Source organism: Clostridium sp. UBA7503 (genome assembly GCF_002477055.1).
In the GTDB taxonomy this organism is placed as follows: Bacteria; Bacillota; Clostridia; order Clostridiales; family Clostridiaceae; genus Clostridium_J; species Clostridium_J sulfidigenes.
Window position 1 is genome coordinate 1 of sequence record NZ_DLNT01000028.1, and the last position, 18,694, is coordinate 18,694.

The 18,694-nt window shown below is 29.5% G+C and carries 14 protein-coding genes and 1 pseudogene; 9 read left to right on the forward strand and 6 right to left on the reverse strand.

The genetic code is table 11. The annotated features are described in order from the left end of the window. Positions 1 to 4: 4 nt before the first annotated feature. From B3630_RS08030 to B3630_RS08040, 3 genes are all read right to left on the reverse strand, one after another. On the reverse strand, positions 5 to 979 hold the full coding sequence (locus B3630_RS08030) for an LCP family protein (protein ID WP_346897077.1): 975 nt from the start codon (positions 977 to 979) through the stop codon (positions 5 to 7). A gap of 14 nt (positions 980 to 993) precedes the next feature. After that, positions 994 to 2,280, reverse strand: coding sequence for an LCP family protein (locus B3630_RS08035; protein ID WP_346897079.1), 1,287 nt, complete (start codon positions 2,278 to 2,280; stop codon positions 994 to 996). Between the two features lie 154 nt (positions 2,281 to 2,434). Then, positions 2,435 to 3,562 (reverse strand): LCP family protein, encoded by a 1,128-nt coding sequence (locus B3630_RS08040; protein WP_346869213.1) that lies wholly within the window; start codon positions 3,560 to 3,562, stop codon positions 2,435 to 2,437. A gap of 229 nt (positions 3,563 to 3,791) precedes the next feature. On the opposite strand from B3630_RS08040, the gene B3630_RS08045 reads away from it, so the two are divergent. Then, entirely contained in the window at positions 3,792 to 4,859 is a 1,068-nt protein-coding gene (locus tag B3630_RS08045; protein WP_346897081.1) for a mannose-1-phosphate guanylyltransferase, read from the forward strand. Positions 4,860 to 5,019: 160 nt separating this feature from the next. Here B3630_RS08045 and B3630_RS08050 read toward each other — a convergent pair whose 3' ends face one another. Continuing rightward, positions 5,020 to 6,153, reverse strand: a complete 1,134-nt coding sequence (locus B3630_RS08050; protein ID WP_346897083.1) for a glycosyltransferase family 1 protein — start codon at positions 6,151 to 6,153, stop codon at positions 5,020 to 5,022. Between the two features lie 136 nt (positions 6,154 to 6,289). Here B3630_RS08050 and B3630_RS08055 point away from each other — a divergent pair, with 136 nt between their 5' ends. From B3630_RS08055 to B3630_RS08070, 4 genes are read left to right on the forward strand one after another with little or no spacing between them, the layout of a single operon-like run. Next, the gene (locus tag B3630_RS08055; protein ID WP_346897085.1) at positions 6,290 to 7,303 is read left to right on the forward strand and encodes a CotS family spore coat protein; all 1,014 of its coding nucleotides are present in this window, start codon (positions 6,290 to 6,292) and stop codon (positions 7,301 to 7,303) included. A gap of 12 nt (positions 7,304 to 7,315) precedes the next feature. Next, positions 7,316 to 7,534, forward strand: coding sequence for a hypothetical protein (locus B3630_RS08060; RefSeq protein ID WP_150846273.1), 219 nt, complete (start codon positions 7,316 to 7,318; stop codon positions 7,532 to 7,534). Positions 7,535 to 7,544: 10 nt separating this feature from the next. Beyond that, on the forward strand, positions 7,545 to 8,309 hold the full coding sequence (locus B3630_RS08065; RefSeq protein WP_346897087.1) for a hypothetical protein: 765 nt from the start codon (positions 7,545 to 7,547) through the stop codon (positions 8,307 to 8,309). A gap of 18 nt (positions 8,310 to 8,327) precedes the next feature. Further along, positions 8,328 to 9,365: a CotS family spore coat protein gene (locus B3630_RS08070; RefSeq protein ID WP_346897089.1), complete on the forward strand. Its 1,038-nt coding sequence runs from the start codon at positions 8,328 to 8,330 to the stop codon at positions 9,363 to 9,365. A gap of 34 nt (positions 9,366 to 9,399) precedes the next feature. On the opposite strand, the gene B3630_RS08075 is transcribed toward B3630_RS08070, so the two are convergent. Then, complete coding sequence (locus B3630_RS08075; RefSeq protein WP_346897091.1) at positions 9,400 to 10,539, reverse strand: glycosyltransferase family 1 protein; 1,140 nt, start codon at positions 10,537 to 10,539, stop codon at positions 9,400 to 9,402. Between the two features lie 118 nt (positions 10,540 to 10,657). Between B3630_RS08075 and B3630_RS08080 the strand changes: the two genes are divergently transcribed. Further along, positions 10,658 to 11,659: a CotS family spore coat protein gene (locus B3630_RS08080; RefSeq protein ID WP_346897093.1), complete on the forward strand. Its 1,002-nt coding sequence runs from the start codon at positions 10,658 to 10,660 to the stop codon at positions 11,657 to 11,659. An 80-nt stretch (positions 11,660 to 11,739) separates the two neighbouring features. On the opposite strand, the pseudogene adhE reads toward B3630_RS08080, so the two are convergent. Further along, positions 11,740 to 14,321, reverse strand: a pseudogene (adhE, locus tag B3630_RS08085) (bifunctional acetaldehyde-CoA/alcohol dehydrogenase). A gap of 259 nt (positions 14,322 to 14,580) precedes the next feature. Between adhE and yabG the strand changes: the two are divergent. The 3 genes from yabG (at position 14,581) to B3630_RS08100 (ending at position 18,584) form a co-directional block, all read left to right on the forward strand. Further along, complete coding sequence (gene yabG, locus B3630_RS08090; RefSeq protein ID WP_346897095.1) at positions 14,581 to 15,489, forward strand: sporulation peptidase YabG; 909 nt, start codon at positions 14,581 to 14,583, stop codon at positions 15,487 to 15,489. Between the two features lie 1,155 nt (positions 15,490 to 16,644). Continuing rightward, entirely contained in the window at positions 16,645 to 16,881 is a 237-nt protein-coding gene (locus tag B3630_RS08095; RefSeq protein WP_035134339.1) for a Veg family protein, read from the forward strand. 140 nt (positions 16,882 to 17,021) lie between these two features. After that, positions 17,022 to 18,584 (forward strand): DUF3794 and LysM peptidoglycan-binding domain-containing protein, encoded by a 1,563-nt coding sequence (locus tag B3630_RS08100; protein ID WP_346897097.1) that lies wholly within the window; start codon positions 17,022 to 17,024, stop codon positions 18,582 to 18,584. Positions 18,585 to 18,694 lie beyond the last annotated feature (110 nt).

Consider the following 18,694-nt stretch of genomic DNA (forward strand, 5'->3'; position numbering starts at 1 on the left):
TTATTCAGCTCCTACTCGATTTAGAAGATGTTTCTGGCTTTATATCTTCATATATATATTTTTGTATTTGTTCTTTTGTAATTTCTTCATCAAAGGTAGTATAGTATATACCATCTATTGTATCACCTTTACTATGTTCTGCAAGTGGAAATCTTAGTTGTTCTATATCAGTCATTCCAGAGGTTAATATCTTAGTTCCCAGACTTAAAACTTCAGAAGTTGAAAGACTAGTTTGAACATGAGGTAATATATCGTTAACCATTGAGGGTAATTTAAGAATGCCTACAGTAGATACTTTATTAAATATTTCTGTAAGTAACATTCTTTGTCTTTCAGTTCTACTATCATCACCACCACTATTTTTTCTTATTCTAGAATATGCTAAGGCTTGAGTTCCATTTACATGTTGTCTACCAGAAGTTGAAATTACTCCGTTTAAATCACCTAGTTCAGAATCTTCTACAGTAATATCTATGCCACCTAAAGTATCTATAATGTCTTTAAGATTGTTAAAATTAACTTTTGCATAGTCTGTAATATCTAAACCAAAGGTTTGATTAATAGTTTTTATAGCAAGTTCCTCTTGACCATAAGCATAAGCGTGGTTTAATTTATCATATCCATGACCTTCTATATTAACATAACTATCTCTTGATATAGAGGTTAGCTTTAATTTTTTATGAAGAGAATCAACAGTAGCAACTATTATTGCATCGGAACGTCCAATATCTCCCTCAGTTTGGTCAATACCGAATAAAACTATATTTTTAATTTTAGAGGATGTATTCTTAGATTTTTCTATTCCTAAGTCTGAATCATTTAAACCAACATTGTTTAATTTACCAATCATAGATAGTAAATAGCTACCTAAAGCTGATAAGGAAAATATTAAGATAGTTGCTATTATAATAAGTACCTTTTTGCCAGTGGTTAATCCTTTGGATTTTTTTTTCGATTTTATTTTTTTATCTTTATTCATAAATTCTCCTCCCATTAAGGATTAGTTGTTTTGTCAGTACCTTCTGTAGGTGGTTCGGCTGGGGTATCTGTAGATGTCCCTTCACCTTCAGTGTTATCAACATTATTGGAACCATTACCATTTGAGGAGTTACCTGTATTATTAGTTTTACCATTGTTATTCGGAGTAGAAACCTCTGTTTCCACATTGGTATTAGGAGTTATAGTTTCCGTATTTGTATTTTGATAATCTGAAATTTCATTACTATGTGAGTGTTCAGCATTGTGATTATATACCTTTTGGTTAGGCTCTAGCCACATTTTTCTATCATTAAAAATATACTCATGAATTTGTTCCTCAGTATAATCCTCATCATAGCATAAGTAGAATACACCATCAATTTCTGAGTTTTGAGTATATTCATCTCTTGGGAATCTTTCTTGTTCTATATTTTTAGTTCCTAGGTTAAGTACATTTGCTGCAAGATTAATTATTTCTTTGTTAGATAGACTGGTTTCTACATAAGGTAATAGTTTAGTTGCCATGGAAGCAAGCTCTGCAGTACCGGCTTTAGAGATTTTATTGAACATTTCAGTCATAATCTTACGATGTCTTTCTGTTCTATCAAAGTCACCATTAGCAGTACTTCTAATTCTACAATAACCCAAGGTTTGAAAACCATCCATATGTACTTTACCAGATTCGTTTTTTACTAAAGTCTTTGCTGCAGTATTTGACTTACTTGAAACTCTTACTATATATTTGTCAACTTCTACAATTTCTTCATCGGATAATTCCATATCTATTCCGCCAATTGCGTCTACAAGTTTTTTCAATTCCTTAAAATTAATTTTTACATAGTCCTCAATATTAAGTCCAAAGTTTTGGTTTAAAGTTTTTATTGAAAGTTGAGGACCACCATAAGCATGGGCATGATTGATCTTATCTTTTCCATAATCAGGTATATCTGCATAGGTATCTCTCATTATAGATGTAATCTTTAGTTTCTTATGAACAGGGTCAAAGGTTGCTATCATAAGAGCATCTGAACGTCCTACATCAGTTTTAGTTTCATCAACACCCAGGATTGCTATATTTACTATATCCTTAATTTCGCTAGTTTGTAGTTTTTCTTTAACCTCTTCTTTGATACCTAGATCATTTTCATCAATATCTGATCTTTTCATTTTTGACAGTAGATTATTTCCATAAAACAAACCAATACTAAGTATAACTATAAGTACAGCAATACAGGAAATAATTATTTTTTTCTTTCGAGATTTTTTTCTTTTATTTAAGTTTTGGTTATTTAAGTCTTCCAATGTTATCACATCCTAAAATTAAATTTTTTCTAACAAAATGATTTTAAAAAATATAATAATAACGAAACATATACTTTATTATTATAATATTACATATAATAATAAAGTATATATTTCAATAATATTCACATAAATATTACAGTATATTTATAAGTTAGTTGTTATCAGATTCACCTTCAGAAGAATCACTATCATCAGAAACTTCACTTTCCCATAATTTCTTATCTTTAAATATGTAGTCATGAATCTCTTCTCTTGCTATATTTTCATCAAAAGTAAAATAAAAAATTCCATTGATTAGAGAATCTTCACTATACTCGTTTCTAGGAAATCTGGCTTGCTCTAATTGTGTGTTATTCATAGATAGAACTTGAGTACCAAGAGATAATATTTCAGAGTTAGATAGGCTAGTTTCTACAAATGGAAGAAGTTTATTCATTGTAATAGCTAATTTACCAACCCCAGAATTTGAAATGTTATTAAATATTTCATTCATTACTTTTCTTTGTCTTTCAGTTCTATCAAAGTCACCTCCTAAAGTTCCACGAATTCTCGTATATCCAAGAGCTTCATATCCAGTCATATGAACCGTACCATTTTCTTTAAAGTGTACATGTTTTGGAGTTTTACCTGCAGCAGTATATACAACATCTAGATAGTTATTTACATGTTCTAATTCAGTCTCAGACATTTCCATATCAATTCCACCCATAGCATCAATAATACTTTCGAGTTTTGAAAAATCAACAGAAACATAATCAGTGATATTAAGATCAAAATTCTTGTTTATAGTTCTTATAGACAGTTCTGGTCCCCCGTAAGCATAGGCATGATTAAGCTTATCATATCCATAGTCAGGAATATTAACATAGGAATCTCTCATTAAAGAGGTAATCTTAATTTTATTATTAATTGGATCAAGGGTACCAATCATTATGGCATCAGAACGTTGTATATTATCAACTTTCTCATCTAATCCAAAGAAAGCAATGTTTACTACATCACTATATTCTTTTGTATAAGTATCACTAGTTTTAAATTTATCACTAATTTCTAAATTGTCATCATCGATTGTAGTACGTTTCATTCTACCTAGAGTAGAATTTATACTTACTAAGAATATAATAAGTAATATAATTAATGAGATTATTGTAATGGATATAATTCTTCGTCGCTTACGTTGCTTTGCTCTTTTTTTCTTTGAGCTCTTTTTTTTAGCATCTATAGATGCTGTTTTATTGACAGTGGTTCTTCTATTAATAGAAGTTTTATCATCACCCAATTAAACCACCCTTTCTAAGTATTTTTTATACTAGATGTCAATTATATATTAACAACTATGGTATATATAGAGATTACAAAAGTATTACAAAATTAAATATATTCCATAAACTATTCTATAATTATACGATAAAATTTCTTATAATGGTATATTAAAAGAAGTTTTTATTCTTCACAAATTTCTTTTAAAGTTCATATTATGAAAATAAGCAATATAAAAGGTGATACTTGTGTTATACGCGTTAATTTTGGCAGGAGGCAAAGGTACAAGGTTGTATCCACTGTCTCGCTCTAATAATCCTAAGCAGTTTTTAAAAGTTTTCAATGAAGATAGCTTTTTGACTAATACAGTAAAAAGGATAGAACCTTTAATAAATAAAGAAAATATATTTGTAGTTACTAATAAAGAATATATTGAAAAAATTCATGGAGAATTATCTCAATTAAATAAAGAAAATATATTTATAGAGCCTAGCAATAAAGAAACTGCTACTTGCATAGGTCTTGCAGCAGCAAAGCTATTAAAGAGAGATAAGGATGCTGTTATGGTAGTGTTACCATCTGACCATTATATAGAAGGAGAAAAGGAATTTTTGGATACCTTGAAGAATGCAGTAGAGCTTGCAGAAAAAAGAAGAGGACTTATAACTATAGGCATTGAACCTAGTAGGCCAGAAACTGGTTATGGATATATTGAAATGGGAGACTCGGTGGTAAGCTCTATGAAAACCTATAAGGTAGCTAGATTTACAGAAAAGCCCAATATAGATGTGGCTAAGGATTTTATTTTAAAAGGTACCTATCTGTGGAACTCTGGAATGTTTGTATGGAGAGCTGATGTATTTCTAAGAGAAATGCAAAAGTATTTACCAAAGATGTATAGTTCTATAAGTGAAATTTATAAACATGTTGGAGAAGAGGATGAAGAAGAAGTTATAGAGAGAGAATACAAGATAATTGATGGTATCTCGGTTGATTTTGGAATAATGCAGAAAACTAGAAAAGGATATGTAATAAAAAGTGAATTTCAGTGGGATGATATTGGAAGCTTTGCATCCTTAACTAGATTTTTAGATGAACACAACGGTAATAGGATAGTTGGTTCTGCATATTTAAATTCCAGTGAAAACTGTGCAGTATTTGGACAGAAAAATCTAATTATAGGTTTTGGAATTAAAGACTTAGTTATTGTAGATGCAGGAGATGTTATTTTAGTAATGGATAAAAATAAGGATCAAGAGTTAAAGCATCTACTTAATGAGATGAAGGAAAAAAAGGAACTAGAAGAATTTTTGTAATATGAATTTAAGCTTAGATTTAGAGGGTAATAATATCTTACTAAAACTAAGCTTAATAATTAAATTTTCTCAAACATATAAAACCCTACANNTGTAGGGTTTTATATGTTTGAATGAGAACGGAAAATATATATTTAAAATAAAGTCATCTAGAAGAGTATCACCTTTCTTCCAAGGATCTCTTATATACTTCATTATAGATATCTAAAGTTTTCTTAGCTGTATTTTCCCAAGAAAATTCCTTTGCTCTCAAAAGTGATATTTTGCTAAATTCATTTCGAAGGGTTTCACTACCAAGCATAAGTTCCATGGCATCTAAAAGAGCTTTATCACTATGTGAATCAATTAGAATACCACTATGTCCAACTACTTCTGGGATAGAGGTTGTATTTGAAGAAATTACTGGAGTACCGCAACTCATTGCTTCAAGTGGTGGTAATCCAAAGCCTTCATATAATGAAGGATATGCAAAGCATTCACAGGCATTGTAATAAATAGGCAAATCTTCGTCAGGTGCAAAACCTGTAAATTTTATATATCTTTTCATATTAAGTTTATCAACTAATTTTACTAGCTCCTGAGATTCATCTCTATAGGAGCCTACAATTACTAAATTATATTCTTTATCCATATGGTTTACTAACTTACTAAAGGTACTTATAAGGGAATATACATTTTTTCTTCTACTAAAACCTCCAACATAAAGAATGAAAGGTTTATCTATATTATATTTTTCTTTTATTATATTTTTGCACAGTTCTTTGTCTAAGGGCATGTATTTTTTATCGGCAGCTAAGGGAGTAACAAATACTTTACTCTCATCTATTGGGAAAAATCTTAATATATCTTGTTTTGAGTATTCTGATACTGTAATAATTCCGTTACTAGCTTCTGCGATATAAGGCATTTCTTTTAAAAATTTTAGTAAATAGCCTCTACCTACAGTTTCAGGCATTATATAGGGAATTAAATCGTGAATTGTAACTATTTTTTTGCAATGAACTTCAGGAGTCAACCCTATACCATTTTGTGGAATATGATATAAATCTATATTTTCTCTTTTTAAGTTTTCAGGGAAAAAATTATCCTGAAAGAATCTTTGATATTTTTTTGAGCACATAACTAAATTAGTATTTTCCTTTTGATAACTTTCATAGTTTTCACCAGACCAATAAATTTGATAAAAATTATTTCTATCTATGTTAAGTAAGTTTTTCAAAAGGTTTTCTGTATATGTTCCTATACCACTTCCGTTATACCAGTTTATGCCTCTACCATCTATGGCTAACTTCATAAATTTCACTCCTTTTAAAACCATATATTACATATTAATCAGGGAATAAATAAGTGTTACAAATACTTGAAAACTAAACACACATTTATTGGAGTTATCATATATTACCTATAGAAGGTTTATGGAGGAGGTTTTTTTGAAAGATTTAGAGATATCAGAAATATTGAAAAAAGAATATAACATTCGACTAACTTCTATAGAAAAAATAAAAAGCGTTTATAGAGTAGAGGCAGGTAAACAGATATATTGTCTAAAGGTAGTAAAATATGAACTTCCACATTTTTTATTCATATTAGGAGCTATGAAACATCTAGATAGCAATGGATTTCAGTATGTACCAAACATAATAAGAACAACAAGAGGAATGGATTATATAAAATTCAATGAGAACTTTGCCTATGTAACGCCATGGCTTAATGGTAGAGAGAGTTCTTATGAAAATCCAATTGAACTTTCTATGGCTGCTAAAAAATTAGGACAGCTTCATAAATGTAGTGAAGGATTTATAGTAAGTAGAGATATGAAACCTAGAGTTGGTTGGTTTAAGTGGATAGAAGTGTATAGGACAAGAAAGGGAGAAATATTGAGCTTCAAAGATATTATAGATAGAAGAGACAAAAAGACTGATGTGGACTTGTACTATTTGAGTATGATGAAAGAGGAACTTCAGAGATGTGACAGCGCAATTAATAATCTTTGTGATACAAATTATGAAAATAAGATCCTTGAAGAGATAAGGCTAGGGGGGTTTTGTCATCACGATTATGCCAACCATAATGTATTAATAGGCAAGGAGAATAAGGTTAATATCATCGATTTTGATTATTGCATTTTAGATACACATTTGCATGACTTATCTAGCCTTTTAATTAGAGCTATGAAATATGGAAGATGGAATGAAGAAAGAGTAAAAATTATATTAAAAGCTTATAAATCAACCCATAGGTTAGAGCAAGATGATATTAAAATCATGGCTGCATTTATGGAATTTCCTCAAGATTATTGGCAGCGAGGAATCCAATATTATTGGGAGAAAAAAATGTGGGGAGAGGATTTCTTTTTAAGGAAATTAAAAGCCTATGCCGATGACAGAGAAGAAAGACAGGAATTTATAAATATCTTTAGGAAATTTAAACTAGATAATCTTTAAGGAGGGGATTATGTGAGTAAGAATGAAAATAAAAATTATGGTGAATTTATTGAAGAGCTGGAAGAACTAAAAACCATAGAGGATTATGATAAAAGATTAGAGGACATGGAAGCTTATGTTAAAGAATTAAAGAAAATAAAAAAAAGAAAAAAGAAGATGATGGAGCTTGAAATGGAGAAAGAAGAAATACTGAAGAAGATAAATAAAGTAGAAAAAAATAAACGTAAGTAGAGGTGATAAAATGAATAGATTTTTTTATGATAGCTTCCAGCAATATTTATGTACTAAGGGTGTTAAAAAAGTAAATTTTATGCTGAAAAGTAATGAGACTTTAAGTAGATGCATATTAGAGGAAAAAGTAATAAATCAAATTCACATTATAAATGAAGTCCATAAGTTATCTTGTGGCTTTAATGGATATTTAAGAAAAAGAATAAATAATCACACTTGTAAGCTTATTGAAGATGATAAAATTCAGCTTAAAAAATTTAGACGTAGCCTAGAAAAAATTAAAGATAATGGACCAATAGATAGAGTAGAAGAGATAGTTTTAGAAAAAGGAGACAGAGTTTTAGCTAGAGGTGAAAAGGTTATTAATACCATAATGGATAATGGCTATATGGAGTTAGTTGCAAGAAGTATGGATAATGTAGAGATATGTTTGACTAATGTAGATTTTGATAATCTAGGAAAAAGTGAAACCATAGAAATTGTAAATTTCGATGACATAGCATATAACATGGTAGAGATGGATTACTATTATTTTTTAGTAAAGCTTAAGAGAAAGGGATTTAAGGTGGATTTTAATAAGTGTATAGATGAATTTTGTAAGTTAGAAGGATTGGGTGAAAGTAGTAAAGTCTTCATTAGAGCACTCTTATCCTATCCCTATGAATTTATTAAGATATATGAGAAATATAAGAAAAATAAAAAAAATTGGAATGAAGAGGAGTATATAAGAAGGTTATTAAATGGTATTAAAGAGGATGAAATGTCTTTAATATAAGGAGGTGACTGAAATATTATGGAAAATAGATTTTCTTATAAGGAGTGGCTTAGTAAATACAACCTAGATATAAAACTTTTCAATAGTTATGATTTTTTAGTAACCGATGTAATTCCATTAAGAAAGGTATTTATTCTGGTAACAGATAAGGGAAATAAAATATTAAAAAAAATAGATTATACCAAGGAAGATTTATATTTTATAGTATATGGCATAGATTATATAACAAACAATGGATTTGATAGAATCATAAATTTTTATCGAAATAATATGGGACATATCACCACAGTGTGGAAGGACAGTACCTATGTAGTTATGGATTTGATAGAAGGCAGAGAGTGTGAATACAATAATCCCTTGGACATTAATATAGTAGCTAGTAGTCTAGCAGAGATGCATGAAGCATCAAGAGGCATAGGATTTTCTAAGGAATGTAGCAGATTTAAAGGTTTTAAACTTATAAATAGTTATAAAGAAAAGCTTCAGGATTTAGAAAATATGAAGACTATGGCTCTAAGTTATAAGAATAAAAATGAGTTTCATGAAATATTTCTTACTCATGTAGATTATTTCCTTGAAAGAATGAAAAAAAGTATAGAAGCATTAGAAAAGTCATGTTACATGGAGCTATGTAAGAAGAAAAATAATTTTATTCTTTGTCATCATGATTTAGCTTATCACAATATCTTAATAAAGGATAATAAAGGATATTTTATAGATTTTGATTATTCCATTATAGATTTAAGAGTTCATGATATATGTAATTTTATAAATAAGACCACAAAGAATAGCTGCTATGACTTCAATGTGTTGAAACAAATTATAAAAGAGTATAATTCCATAGCGCCTATATCAAAGGAAGAGTACGAAGTGTTGCATGGAATGTTATTATTCCCAGAAGGATTTTACTCTATATCTAGAGATTATTTTTATAGGAAAAAACTTTGGAAGTTTAATAGTTACCTGTATAAAATACAAAAAAAAGTGCAAGATATAGAAGAAAGACAAGATATGGTAGAAACATTCAAAAATATTTACAAGTTGGCTACACCCTAGCCCCCCCTAGGATGTAGTATAAAAGGAAGATACTCTATGTATCTTCCTTTTTATTTGATGAAATTATTTTTTTATAACTATCTAGAGTTTGTATTGCAGTACTCTCCCAAGATAGAGAGTTTACTTTTATAAAACCCCTATTAATTAAATCATTTCTCAATGCATTATCTAGTAGTGCTTTCAAAATACTTTCTCCTAGTTCATCTATAGAATAGGGGGAGCATAGTAAAGCACTATCACCTAAGATTTCAGGTATAGAAGTTACATTGGATGCAACTACAGGAATACCACATGCCATAGCCTCTATAGGAGGAAGTCCAAATCCTTCATAAAAGGAAGGATAAACTAGAAGGGCTGCATTATTGTATAGATAAGGCATATGTTCCATTGCTATGAATCCAGGAAATATAACTTTGTCAGTAATTTTTAACTTTTCACAAAGATTCTTATAAATAATATAAGATTTACCCTTAGTTCCTGCTATGACTAATTTCATTTCATTAGGTAATTTATCATGAATTTTACTAAAAGCTTCTATAAGACCAGAAATGTTTTTTCGAGGACTGAAACCTCCTGTATACAAAATATAATTTTTAGGCAAAGAATAGTATTTTTTTATTATAGTACTGCATAGAATTTTATCAAGGGGTTTATAGATATCTTCACTGGCTAAATAGGTAACATATATTTTTTCTTTGGGGAAATTAAAATCCTTTGATATATCTTCCTTAGAAAAATTAGAAACAGTAATTATACCATCACATCTATTTACTATATTCTCCATGGAACTGTTAAAAAGGCTAAGATATTTATCACCAACTGTCTCTGGCATATGTGATGGAATTGTATCATGGAGAGTGATAACAAAAGGAAGATTATGGTCCAAAGGTAAGCCGATACCATTTTGAGGTACATGATATATGTTTAAATCTTCATTGTTTAAATTTATAGGAAGACTTACACTTTCCCAAAAACTATTAGTATTTATATTAGGAGTAGAGCAAATTTTAAAATTAGAATTAAAGTTTATGGGAGTATAATTACAATCACTAAAGAGGGTATATTTATTTAAGGAATCAATTTTGTTAATAGCGTTTATGAGCTGATAGGAATAAGTTCCTATACCTGTACCCCTGTACCATTTGGCAGCTCTAATGTCTATACCAATATTCATATAAATGCTCCTTTACAATAGGTATTATAATCCATACTATTCACTTAAACTCAAATATGTTATGGCTATTCTAAATTATACTGGTGATACATATAAATTATAGAGGGGGTGCGAAATTATGATGAGAGAGTTTGAAATTGAACGTCAATTTGATATTAAAATTGAAAGTATTAAACCCAATAAGGGTGTATATCAATTAAAAACCAATAAAGGTGTCAGGTGCTTAAAGAAAATAAGCTATGGTACTCAAAAATTATTCTTTGTATATGGAGCTAAAGAACATCTATACAATAATGGGTTTAAGAACATAGATAGATATTATCTTAATACAGAGGAAAAACCATATGCTCTAGTAAATGAAGATATTTATACTTTATCACAATGGATAGATGGAAGAGAATGTGATTTCCATAGTGATGGTGATTTAATATTGGCATCTAGAGCTCTAGCTAATTTTCATTTAGCGTCAAAGGGATATGAACCATCTGAGAATAGTAAATTAAAATCTGACTTAGGAAGATGGCCTCATTTAATGGAAAAAAGGATAAAATCCTTTGATAAGATGAAAGAAATGGTTAGAAAGAAAAGGAATCATAAGACGGAGTTTGATTTAAATTATATAAAATCAATGGATTATTATAAAGTTTTAGGGCAAAAGGCCCTAGAGGTTTTAAATCAATCTAATTATTATAATATTTGTAGGACATCGGAGGAAGAAAAAAGTTTTTGTCATCATGACTTTACTTATCACAATATAATAGTAGACGAAAAAAATGAAGTAAGTATAATAGACTTCGATTACTGTAAAAGAGAGGTCAGAGCTTTTGATTTATCTAATTTTATGATTAAAGTTTTAAAGAGACGAGAATGGGATTTTGAGATAGCAAAGCTTATAATTGATAATTATAATGAAATATCTCCAATAGAAGATGATGAATATATGGTGCTATATGCATTCTTGATGTTCCCTCAAAGATATTGGAGAATATGTAATAGGTATTATTATAATGAAGTAAATTGGGTACAAAACACTTTTAACAAGAAAATGGAGGAGCTTATACAAGAGAGAGAAAAATTTGAGAATTTTATGAGACAATTTAAAGAATTTTATAATATTTAAGGAGATTATCCTTGAGCATATTAAAAAAGTTGTGGAATATATGATATACCACAACTTTTTATTTTAAAATTAAATCCTTATTAAAAAGCATCCTTAATTAGTTCTGCAATTTCAGAAACTAGAGGTAGTCTAGGGTTTGAGGTAGTACATTGATCTTCAAAAGCTTCATCGGCTAATGAATATAGTACAGAATCTAGATGCTCCTTAGTAACACCACATTGACTAAGTGTATTTGGAACATTTAGTTCTAGCATTAGGTTTCTAATAGCTTCCACCAAATTATTTACAGCTTCTTCACAGGTAGAGTGAGCTAAGCCTAAAAATTTTGATATCTCCATAAACTTTTCAGGAGCTTTATAATATTCATATTTAGGGAAGGCTACTAACTTACTTGGATTACTTCCATTATATTTTATAACGTGTGGAAGCATGATAGCATTTGCTCTTCCATGAGGTATATGGAATTCTGAACCTAATTTATGAGCTATGCTATGATTAACGCCTAAAAATGCATTGGTAAATGCCATACCTGCAATACAAGAGGCATTGTGCATCTTTTCTCTAGCAAGAGCGTTACTTCCATCTTTATATGCAATAGGTAAATATTTAAAAACAATTTCTATAGCTTTAAGAGCTAGGGCATCCGTATAATCAGAAGCCATGACAGATACATAAGCTTCTATAGCATGAGTTAAAACATCTAACCCAGTATCAGCTGTAACAGATGGTGGTACAGTCATAACTAACTCCGGATCTATTATAGCAATATCAGGGGTTAGCTCATAATCTGCTAATGGATATTTTATATTATTTTCTTTATCAGTTATAACAGCAAAGGCTGTAACCTCAGACCCAGTTCCAGAGGTTGTAGGAATAGCAACTAATCTAGACTTTTTACCTAGAGAAGGAAACTTAAAAGCTCTTTTTCTTATGTCCATAAATCTAAGTTTAAGACCATTAAAATCTATATCAGGATTTTCGTAGAAAAGCCACATACCTTTAGCAGCATCCATTGCTGAGNNCCACCAAGAGCTACAATAACATCAGGCTCAAAGCTATTCATTTGAGCAGTTCCTCTCATAACAGTTTCTGTAGATGGATCTGGCTCTACGTCTAAAAATACATTTACATCAAAGTTAGCTTTCTTAAGATGTCCCATTACTTTAGATACATATCCAAGTCTATCCATGAATTTATCTGCTACGATGAAGGCTCTTTTACCTTTAAGTTTTTCAAGATATGAAAGGGAACCAGGTTCAAAGAAAATTCTTTCAGGAACTCTAAACCATTGCATATTAACTCTCCTTTTAGCTACACGTTTAATATTTATTAAGTTGTTTGCACTAACATTTTGAGTTGTTGAATTTCTACCCATGGTTCCGCAACCCAAAGTTAATGAAGGAATATTTACATTATAAATATCTCCTATAGCACCTTGAGAAGAAGGAGAGTTTATTATTATTCTACCAACCTTAACTCTTCTAGAGAATTCTTCAATAACCTGGTCATTGGTAGAATGAAGAACAGCAGAGTGACCTAGACCACCAAAAGCAATCATATCTTCAGAGGCCTTTATTCCATCTTCAGTATTATCAACTATAAACATTGAAAGGATAGGGCTAAGCTTTTCTCTTGAAAGAGGATATTCTGCACCGATTCCACCAGGTTCACATACTAAAACCTTTGTGTCCTTTGGAACTTTAATATCAGCCATCGCTGCAATTTTTGTAGCTCCTTGACCTACTATGTTTGGATTCATAGATTGTCTTTTTTCATCTATAGCAACCTTTTGAAGTTTTAACATTTCTTCTTTATTAAGAAAGTAACAGTTACGTTCTTTTAAGAGAGAAATTACTTCGTCACTAATTTCTCTATCTATAATAACTGCTTGTTCTGAGGCACAAATGGTACCATTATCAAAGGATTTTGAAAGCACTAAGTCATTAACAGATCTTTTAATATTGGCTGTTTTTTCTATATAGCAAGGAACATTTCCTGCACCAACACCAAGAGCTGGCTTTCCAGTAGAGTAAGCTGATTTAACCATACCAGGACCACCGGTAGCAAGAATAATATCTACTCCAGGATGAAGCATAAGTTTTTGTGAACCTTCAATGGAAGGACTACTAATCCATTGAATACAATTCTTAGGAGCACCTGCTTCAATAGCTGCATCCAAAAGCAACTTAGCAGTAGCTATACTACATTTTTGAGCTCTAGGATGAAAGCTAAATATTATAGGATTTTTAGTTTTTATAGCTATTAAGGATTTAAATATTGTAGTAGAAGTAGGATTTGTAGTTGGAGTAACTCCTGCTACTACGCCTATAGGTTCTGCAACTTCCATATAATCTTCTTCTTCATTTACAATACCCACAGTTTTTAAATCTTTTATACTATTGTATACATACTCAGAGGCAAATATATTTTTAGTTATTTTATCTTCATATACGCCCATTTCTGTTTCATCTATAGCCATTTTAGCTAGTTCACGGTGTTTACTTAGGGCAGAGATTGTCATTTTTTTAACTATATTATCTATGGAATTTTGATCAAACGTTAAAAGTTCCTCATAGGCATCACGAGCATTTTTAACAAGTTTATTAATTTCAGAATCTATAGATGATATGGCTTTATCATCTGAATGGTTGGAGTTTGAAATGGAATCATTCTTGGATTCCTTAATAGATTTTGTATCAATTTTTTCAGTAGACATTTAGTATATACCCCCTAAACTTTGTTATTTATTTAACTAATTATATTATAACCCATGAAAATTATATTTCAAGATATTTAGTTAAACTTTTATCAATCTTTTACTATATTTTTATATTTGTTTAGTGAGTTCGGTAGGTTTATATCTCACAATTATTAAGTAAAGTTCATATGATATAAAGAGGAAATTATGAGGAGAGATATAGGTGAATATAGGTGATAGAGTAGTGAGAAAATCTTATAATAAAGATATAGTCTTTAAAATAATAGATATAGAAACTGATGATAAAGGTGTTAAAAAATATTTATTAAAGGGGTTAAATATAAGAATTGAGGCAGATAGCATAGAAGATGATTTAGAGATTATTGATAGCGAGGTAGTTGGGGAGAAAGATAAAGTATTTAATAAAAAAGTAAATACTGCGATAAAGAAAGTTTTGCTATCAAGGTCATATACAAGGGGGACTTCCGCTGCATTAAGAGTTATAGACACTGAGATAAACAGAAAAGAAAAGAAAGGTACATCTTTTAAAAATAGTGAATTATTCTTTGGAAGACCAGGTAAAATTCTTCATATTGATGGTGATCCTCAATACCTAGATATTTGTTTAAAAACATATAAGCAATTATCCATTGAGGCTGTAGGTAAAGTCATAGCAGAAAAGGATCAACCCTCACAAATACTAGATTTAGTAAAGAAAATAAACCCTGATATAGTTGTAATTACGGGCCATGATGGAATGAGCAAGAATATATCAGATTATATGGATCTTGGAAACTATAGGAACTCAAAATACTTTGTAGAATGTGTTTCTTTATTAAGAAGTTACAATTCTAATTATGATGATTTGGTTATTTTTGCAGGTGCTTGTCAATCAAACTACGAAGCATTGCTTGATGCAGGTGCTAATTTTGCATCTTCCCCCAGTAGGGTTCTCATCCATTGTTTAGATCCAGTATTAATTTGTGAAAAGGTGGCTTATACTAATATCGATGATATAGTAAACATTGAAGATGTAATCAAAAATACAATCACAGGAATTAAAGGGGTAGGAGGATTACAGACAAGAGGTAAATATAGAGAAGGATATCCTAAATCTCAGTATGTAAAGTAAAATGAGAATATGAGTTGTGATTTATAGAGTTTTAACTATAATATGTATAAGATAAAAACGATGAAACTAGCATGAACAGAACAACTAGTTATATAGTTATGTAGTTAAATAGTTATATAGGCATAAAGTTATATAGGTTAATATATACCTATTTTTATATATAAATATTTATATAAAGGGACTGTCACACTAAAAAAATAGTGCGACAGTTTTTTTAGTGAACTTAAATAAATTATATACGTTTAATATTAATTATACACATTAGATCAATTATAATATTGGAAAGTTAGGTTCAAAAATAACCCTCTCATGCATTGACTAAAAATAAATAACAATATTTATTATATGATATAGTTAATGTTATTTAATACAAATATATTATGTTCAATCTATAGTTACTTACAGAAATGCTAATCGTACAGGATATATAACATCTAGTTATCATTGGTGGAAACCAAATTAAGATTGGAAAATAAGAAAATATGAAGAAATTAAATAAATTTTTAGATGCTATTTCACTTATTATGTTCATAATTTCTCTTATATTAATAGTTAAATATTGTACTAACGGTAAATATATTGTATTTGGATTTGTAACGCTTACTTATGTTTTTACGACATCCAAAGAATATATTATTAAAGGTGTTAATTCTTTTAAAGAGAAAAATAATAAACAATAATTATAAGTGTAAAAGTATTGCACAAAAGACATGGGATGATTTTACTCCATCTCTTTTTTTATTTTGGATAATGGATTATTATAACTAATTGTATGGTAACTATTAGGATGGCTCATAACTACAATTACATTTGGAATATGTTATCAAGGTTGAGTTTCATCTGAAGATATATTTTCTTCATTAGATTTAAAACTCCCATACATTTTCATCTTAAAATATAGATTTATATAGTTATATGTGAATATTCTAAAAAATTCTACACATAATAATGTCAAGTTGGTTTCTGGCCATTATAGCTGAATAAATGACATAGCGTTAAAAAAACAAAATAATACATAAAAATTTAACGAATATTTAACATTGACAACTAATATTAAAATGTTGTAAAATATTTAGTTTGCTTGACATAAGGAGAGGTAACTGTTATAATAAAGTTGGAAGCCTTTATGGAAATATTAGAAAGAGGGTGTCTACTGTGAAGATGGGAAATGTATTGACTACGATAAAAAAAGATATCGAAAGTCATGTTGGCGAAAAAGTGACATTGAAGGCAAATGGAGGAAGACGTAAAGTAGTAGTAAATGATGGTGTTTTGGAAAAAACATATGACAGTATATTTACAATTAGACTTGATAATAATGTGCAACGTACTGTTAGTTATAGCTATAGTGATGTACTAACAAAAACTGTTCAGCTAGTGTTTGCAGGGTAAAATGAAGAGGTGTTCTTTTAAGAATGCCTCTTTTGTTTTGCATATAATAATTATTCTTTTAAGAAAATTTAATACAAGTAGTTATATTTCATAACATTCTCATATATACATTATTAGTAGGTATTTTAGGAGGGAAAGTTATGGATTTGGATTTGATAAAAGACTATATAGAATATGAGCAATCAATAGCTGAAAATGACACAAAGATGTTCATAAAGGAAGAATATGTTATACCTGATACGCTACCAGATGTGGATAATATACTAATGTTAGATGTAAAGCCTATGATAACCAATAAAGAGGTTGGAACTGATAAGGTAAATTTAGAGGGTCAACTTCAGTATACTATCCTTTATATGGCTAAAGATGGAGGAGCTACTGAAGCTCATTCAGTAGTATATAATGGTAACATTTTTGAGTCTATTGACATGATTGGTGCCCAATCAAATATGTATTGCGATATAGAGCTAAACATTGAACATATGGATTGTGTTATTATTAATGAAAGAAAGATAGCTATTCAAGGATTTATTATATGTAAGTGCAATGGATATAATATAAATTCCTTTGAGATGGTTAAAGATGTACATGAAGGAAAGGATATTCAGTTTTTAAAGAACCCTATGACTGTAGATAAGGTTATGGAACCTATAGAAACTGAATTAGTTGGAAAAGCAGAAGTTAAAATAGACATGGATAAAAATGAGTGTCTAAAGGTTATAAAATATGACGTTACTATTGGTAAGAAGGATGTAAGAATATATGATGGTGGACTCAAGATAGAGGCTATGGCAAATGTAGCTATATTATATAAAGGTAAAAATGGAAGAGATTTGTTCTGCGTTTCAGAAAGTGTACCTTTATATAAAGAAGTTACCGTTGATGAGTTAAAACCAAATATGGAATACTTTACTGAATTTGAAGTTCAATCCTTTGAATACGATGTTAGACAAGATGATATGGGTGAAAATAGAGTAATTGATGTAGAATTTGTAGTTAAAGCTATTACTCATGTAATGTATAAAGAAGAAGTAGAAGTTATACAAGATGTATATTGTCCTACAAAACTATTAAACATGGATATTAAAGAAAATAATATTAATGTGATACAAGGTCATGGATATACTGAAAGTTTGGTTAAAGGAGATATTGACGTAAAGAATGATGATTTAAAACCAATTAAAGTTATAATGACTACAGGAAATGTATCTATTACTGATAAAAATATTAAAAATGATAAAATAGAAATTGAAGGGTTATTGAAGGCTGATGTGCTATATTCAACTGAGGATGAAGAGCAGTATTTAGTTACTGTAGAAGATGAGATTCCTTTTAGTTGCAAGGTTGATATAGCTGGAACAAATCCAAATATGCAAGCAAATGCTAATATATCTCTAGAGATGATAGAGGGAAGTTTAGAAGCTGGAAATGTATCTATTAGAGCCATTGTTAAAGTTCATTGTAAGGTATATTACAATATTAAAAATAAATTTGTTGTTAACATGGCAATTAATGATGGTGAAGTTCCAGAAAAAAAAGCAAGTATAATAATATATGTAGTTCAGCCAGAGGATACTCTTTGGAGCATAGCTAAGAAATACTTGACTACAGTTGATGAAATTATGAATATTAATGAATTAGCTGAAGGGGAAGAAGTTAAGCCATCTCAGAAATTAATTATACCAGGAAGAGCTACAGTTTAAAGAGCTTAAATTAGATATAGCATAATCTAATATTTTTATTAAATAGAAATGCCATGAAGTGTAGCATTAGCTCTGTATTTCATGGTATTTTATTTTTCTAAGCTGAGTAT

Excerpts from the sequence above, each read along its gene's own strand:
- B3630_RS08030 (WP_346897077.1), bottom strand. The coding sequence starts at position 979 with ATGAATAAAGATAAAAAAATAAAATCGAAAAAAAAATCCAAAGGATTA.
- B3630_RS08050 (WP_346897083.1), bottom strand. The coding sequence starts at position 6,153 with ATGAAGTTAGCCATAGATGGTAGAGGCATAAACTGGTATAACGGAAGT.
- B3630_RS08065 (WP_346897087.1), top strand. The coding sequence starts at position 7,545 with ATGAATAGATTTTTTTATGATAGCTTCCAGCAATATTTATGTACTAAG.
- B3630_RS08070 (WP_346897089.1), top strand. The coding sequence starts at position 8,328 with ATGGAAAATAGATTTTCTTATAAGGAGTGGCTTAGTAAATACAACCTA.
- B3630_RS08075 (WP_346897091.1), bottom strand. The coding sequence starts at position 10,539 with ATGAATATTGGTATAGACATTAGAGCTGCCAAATGGTACAGGGGTACA.
- B3630_RS08080 (WP_346897093.1), top strand. The coding sequence starts at position 10,658 with ATGATGAGAGAGTTTGAAATTGAACGTCAATTTGATATTAAAATTGAA.
- B3630_RS08100 (WP_346897097.1), top strand. The coding sequence starts at position 17,022 with ATGGATTTGGATTTGATAAAAGACTATATAGAATATGAGCAATCAATA.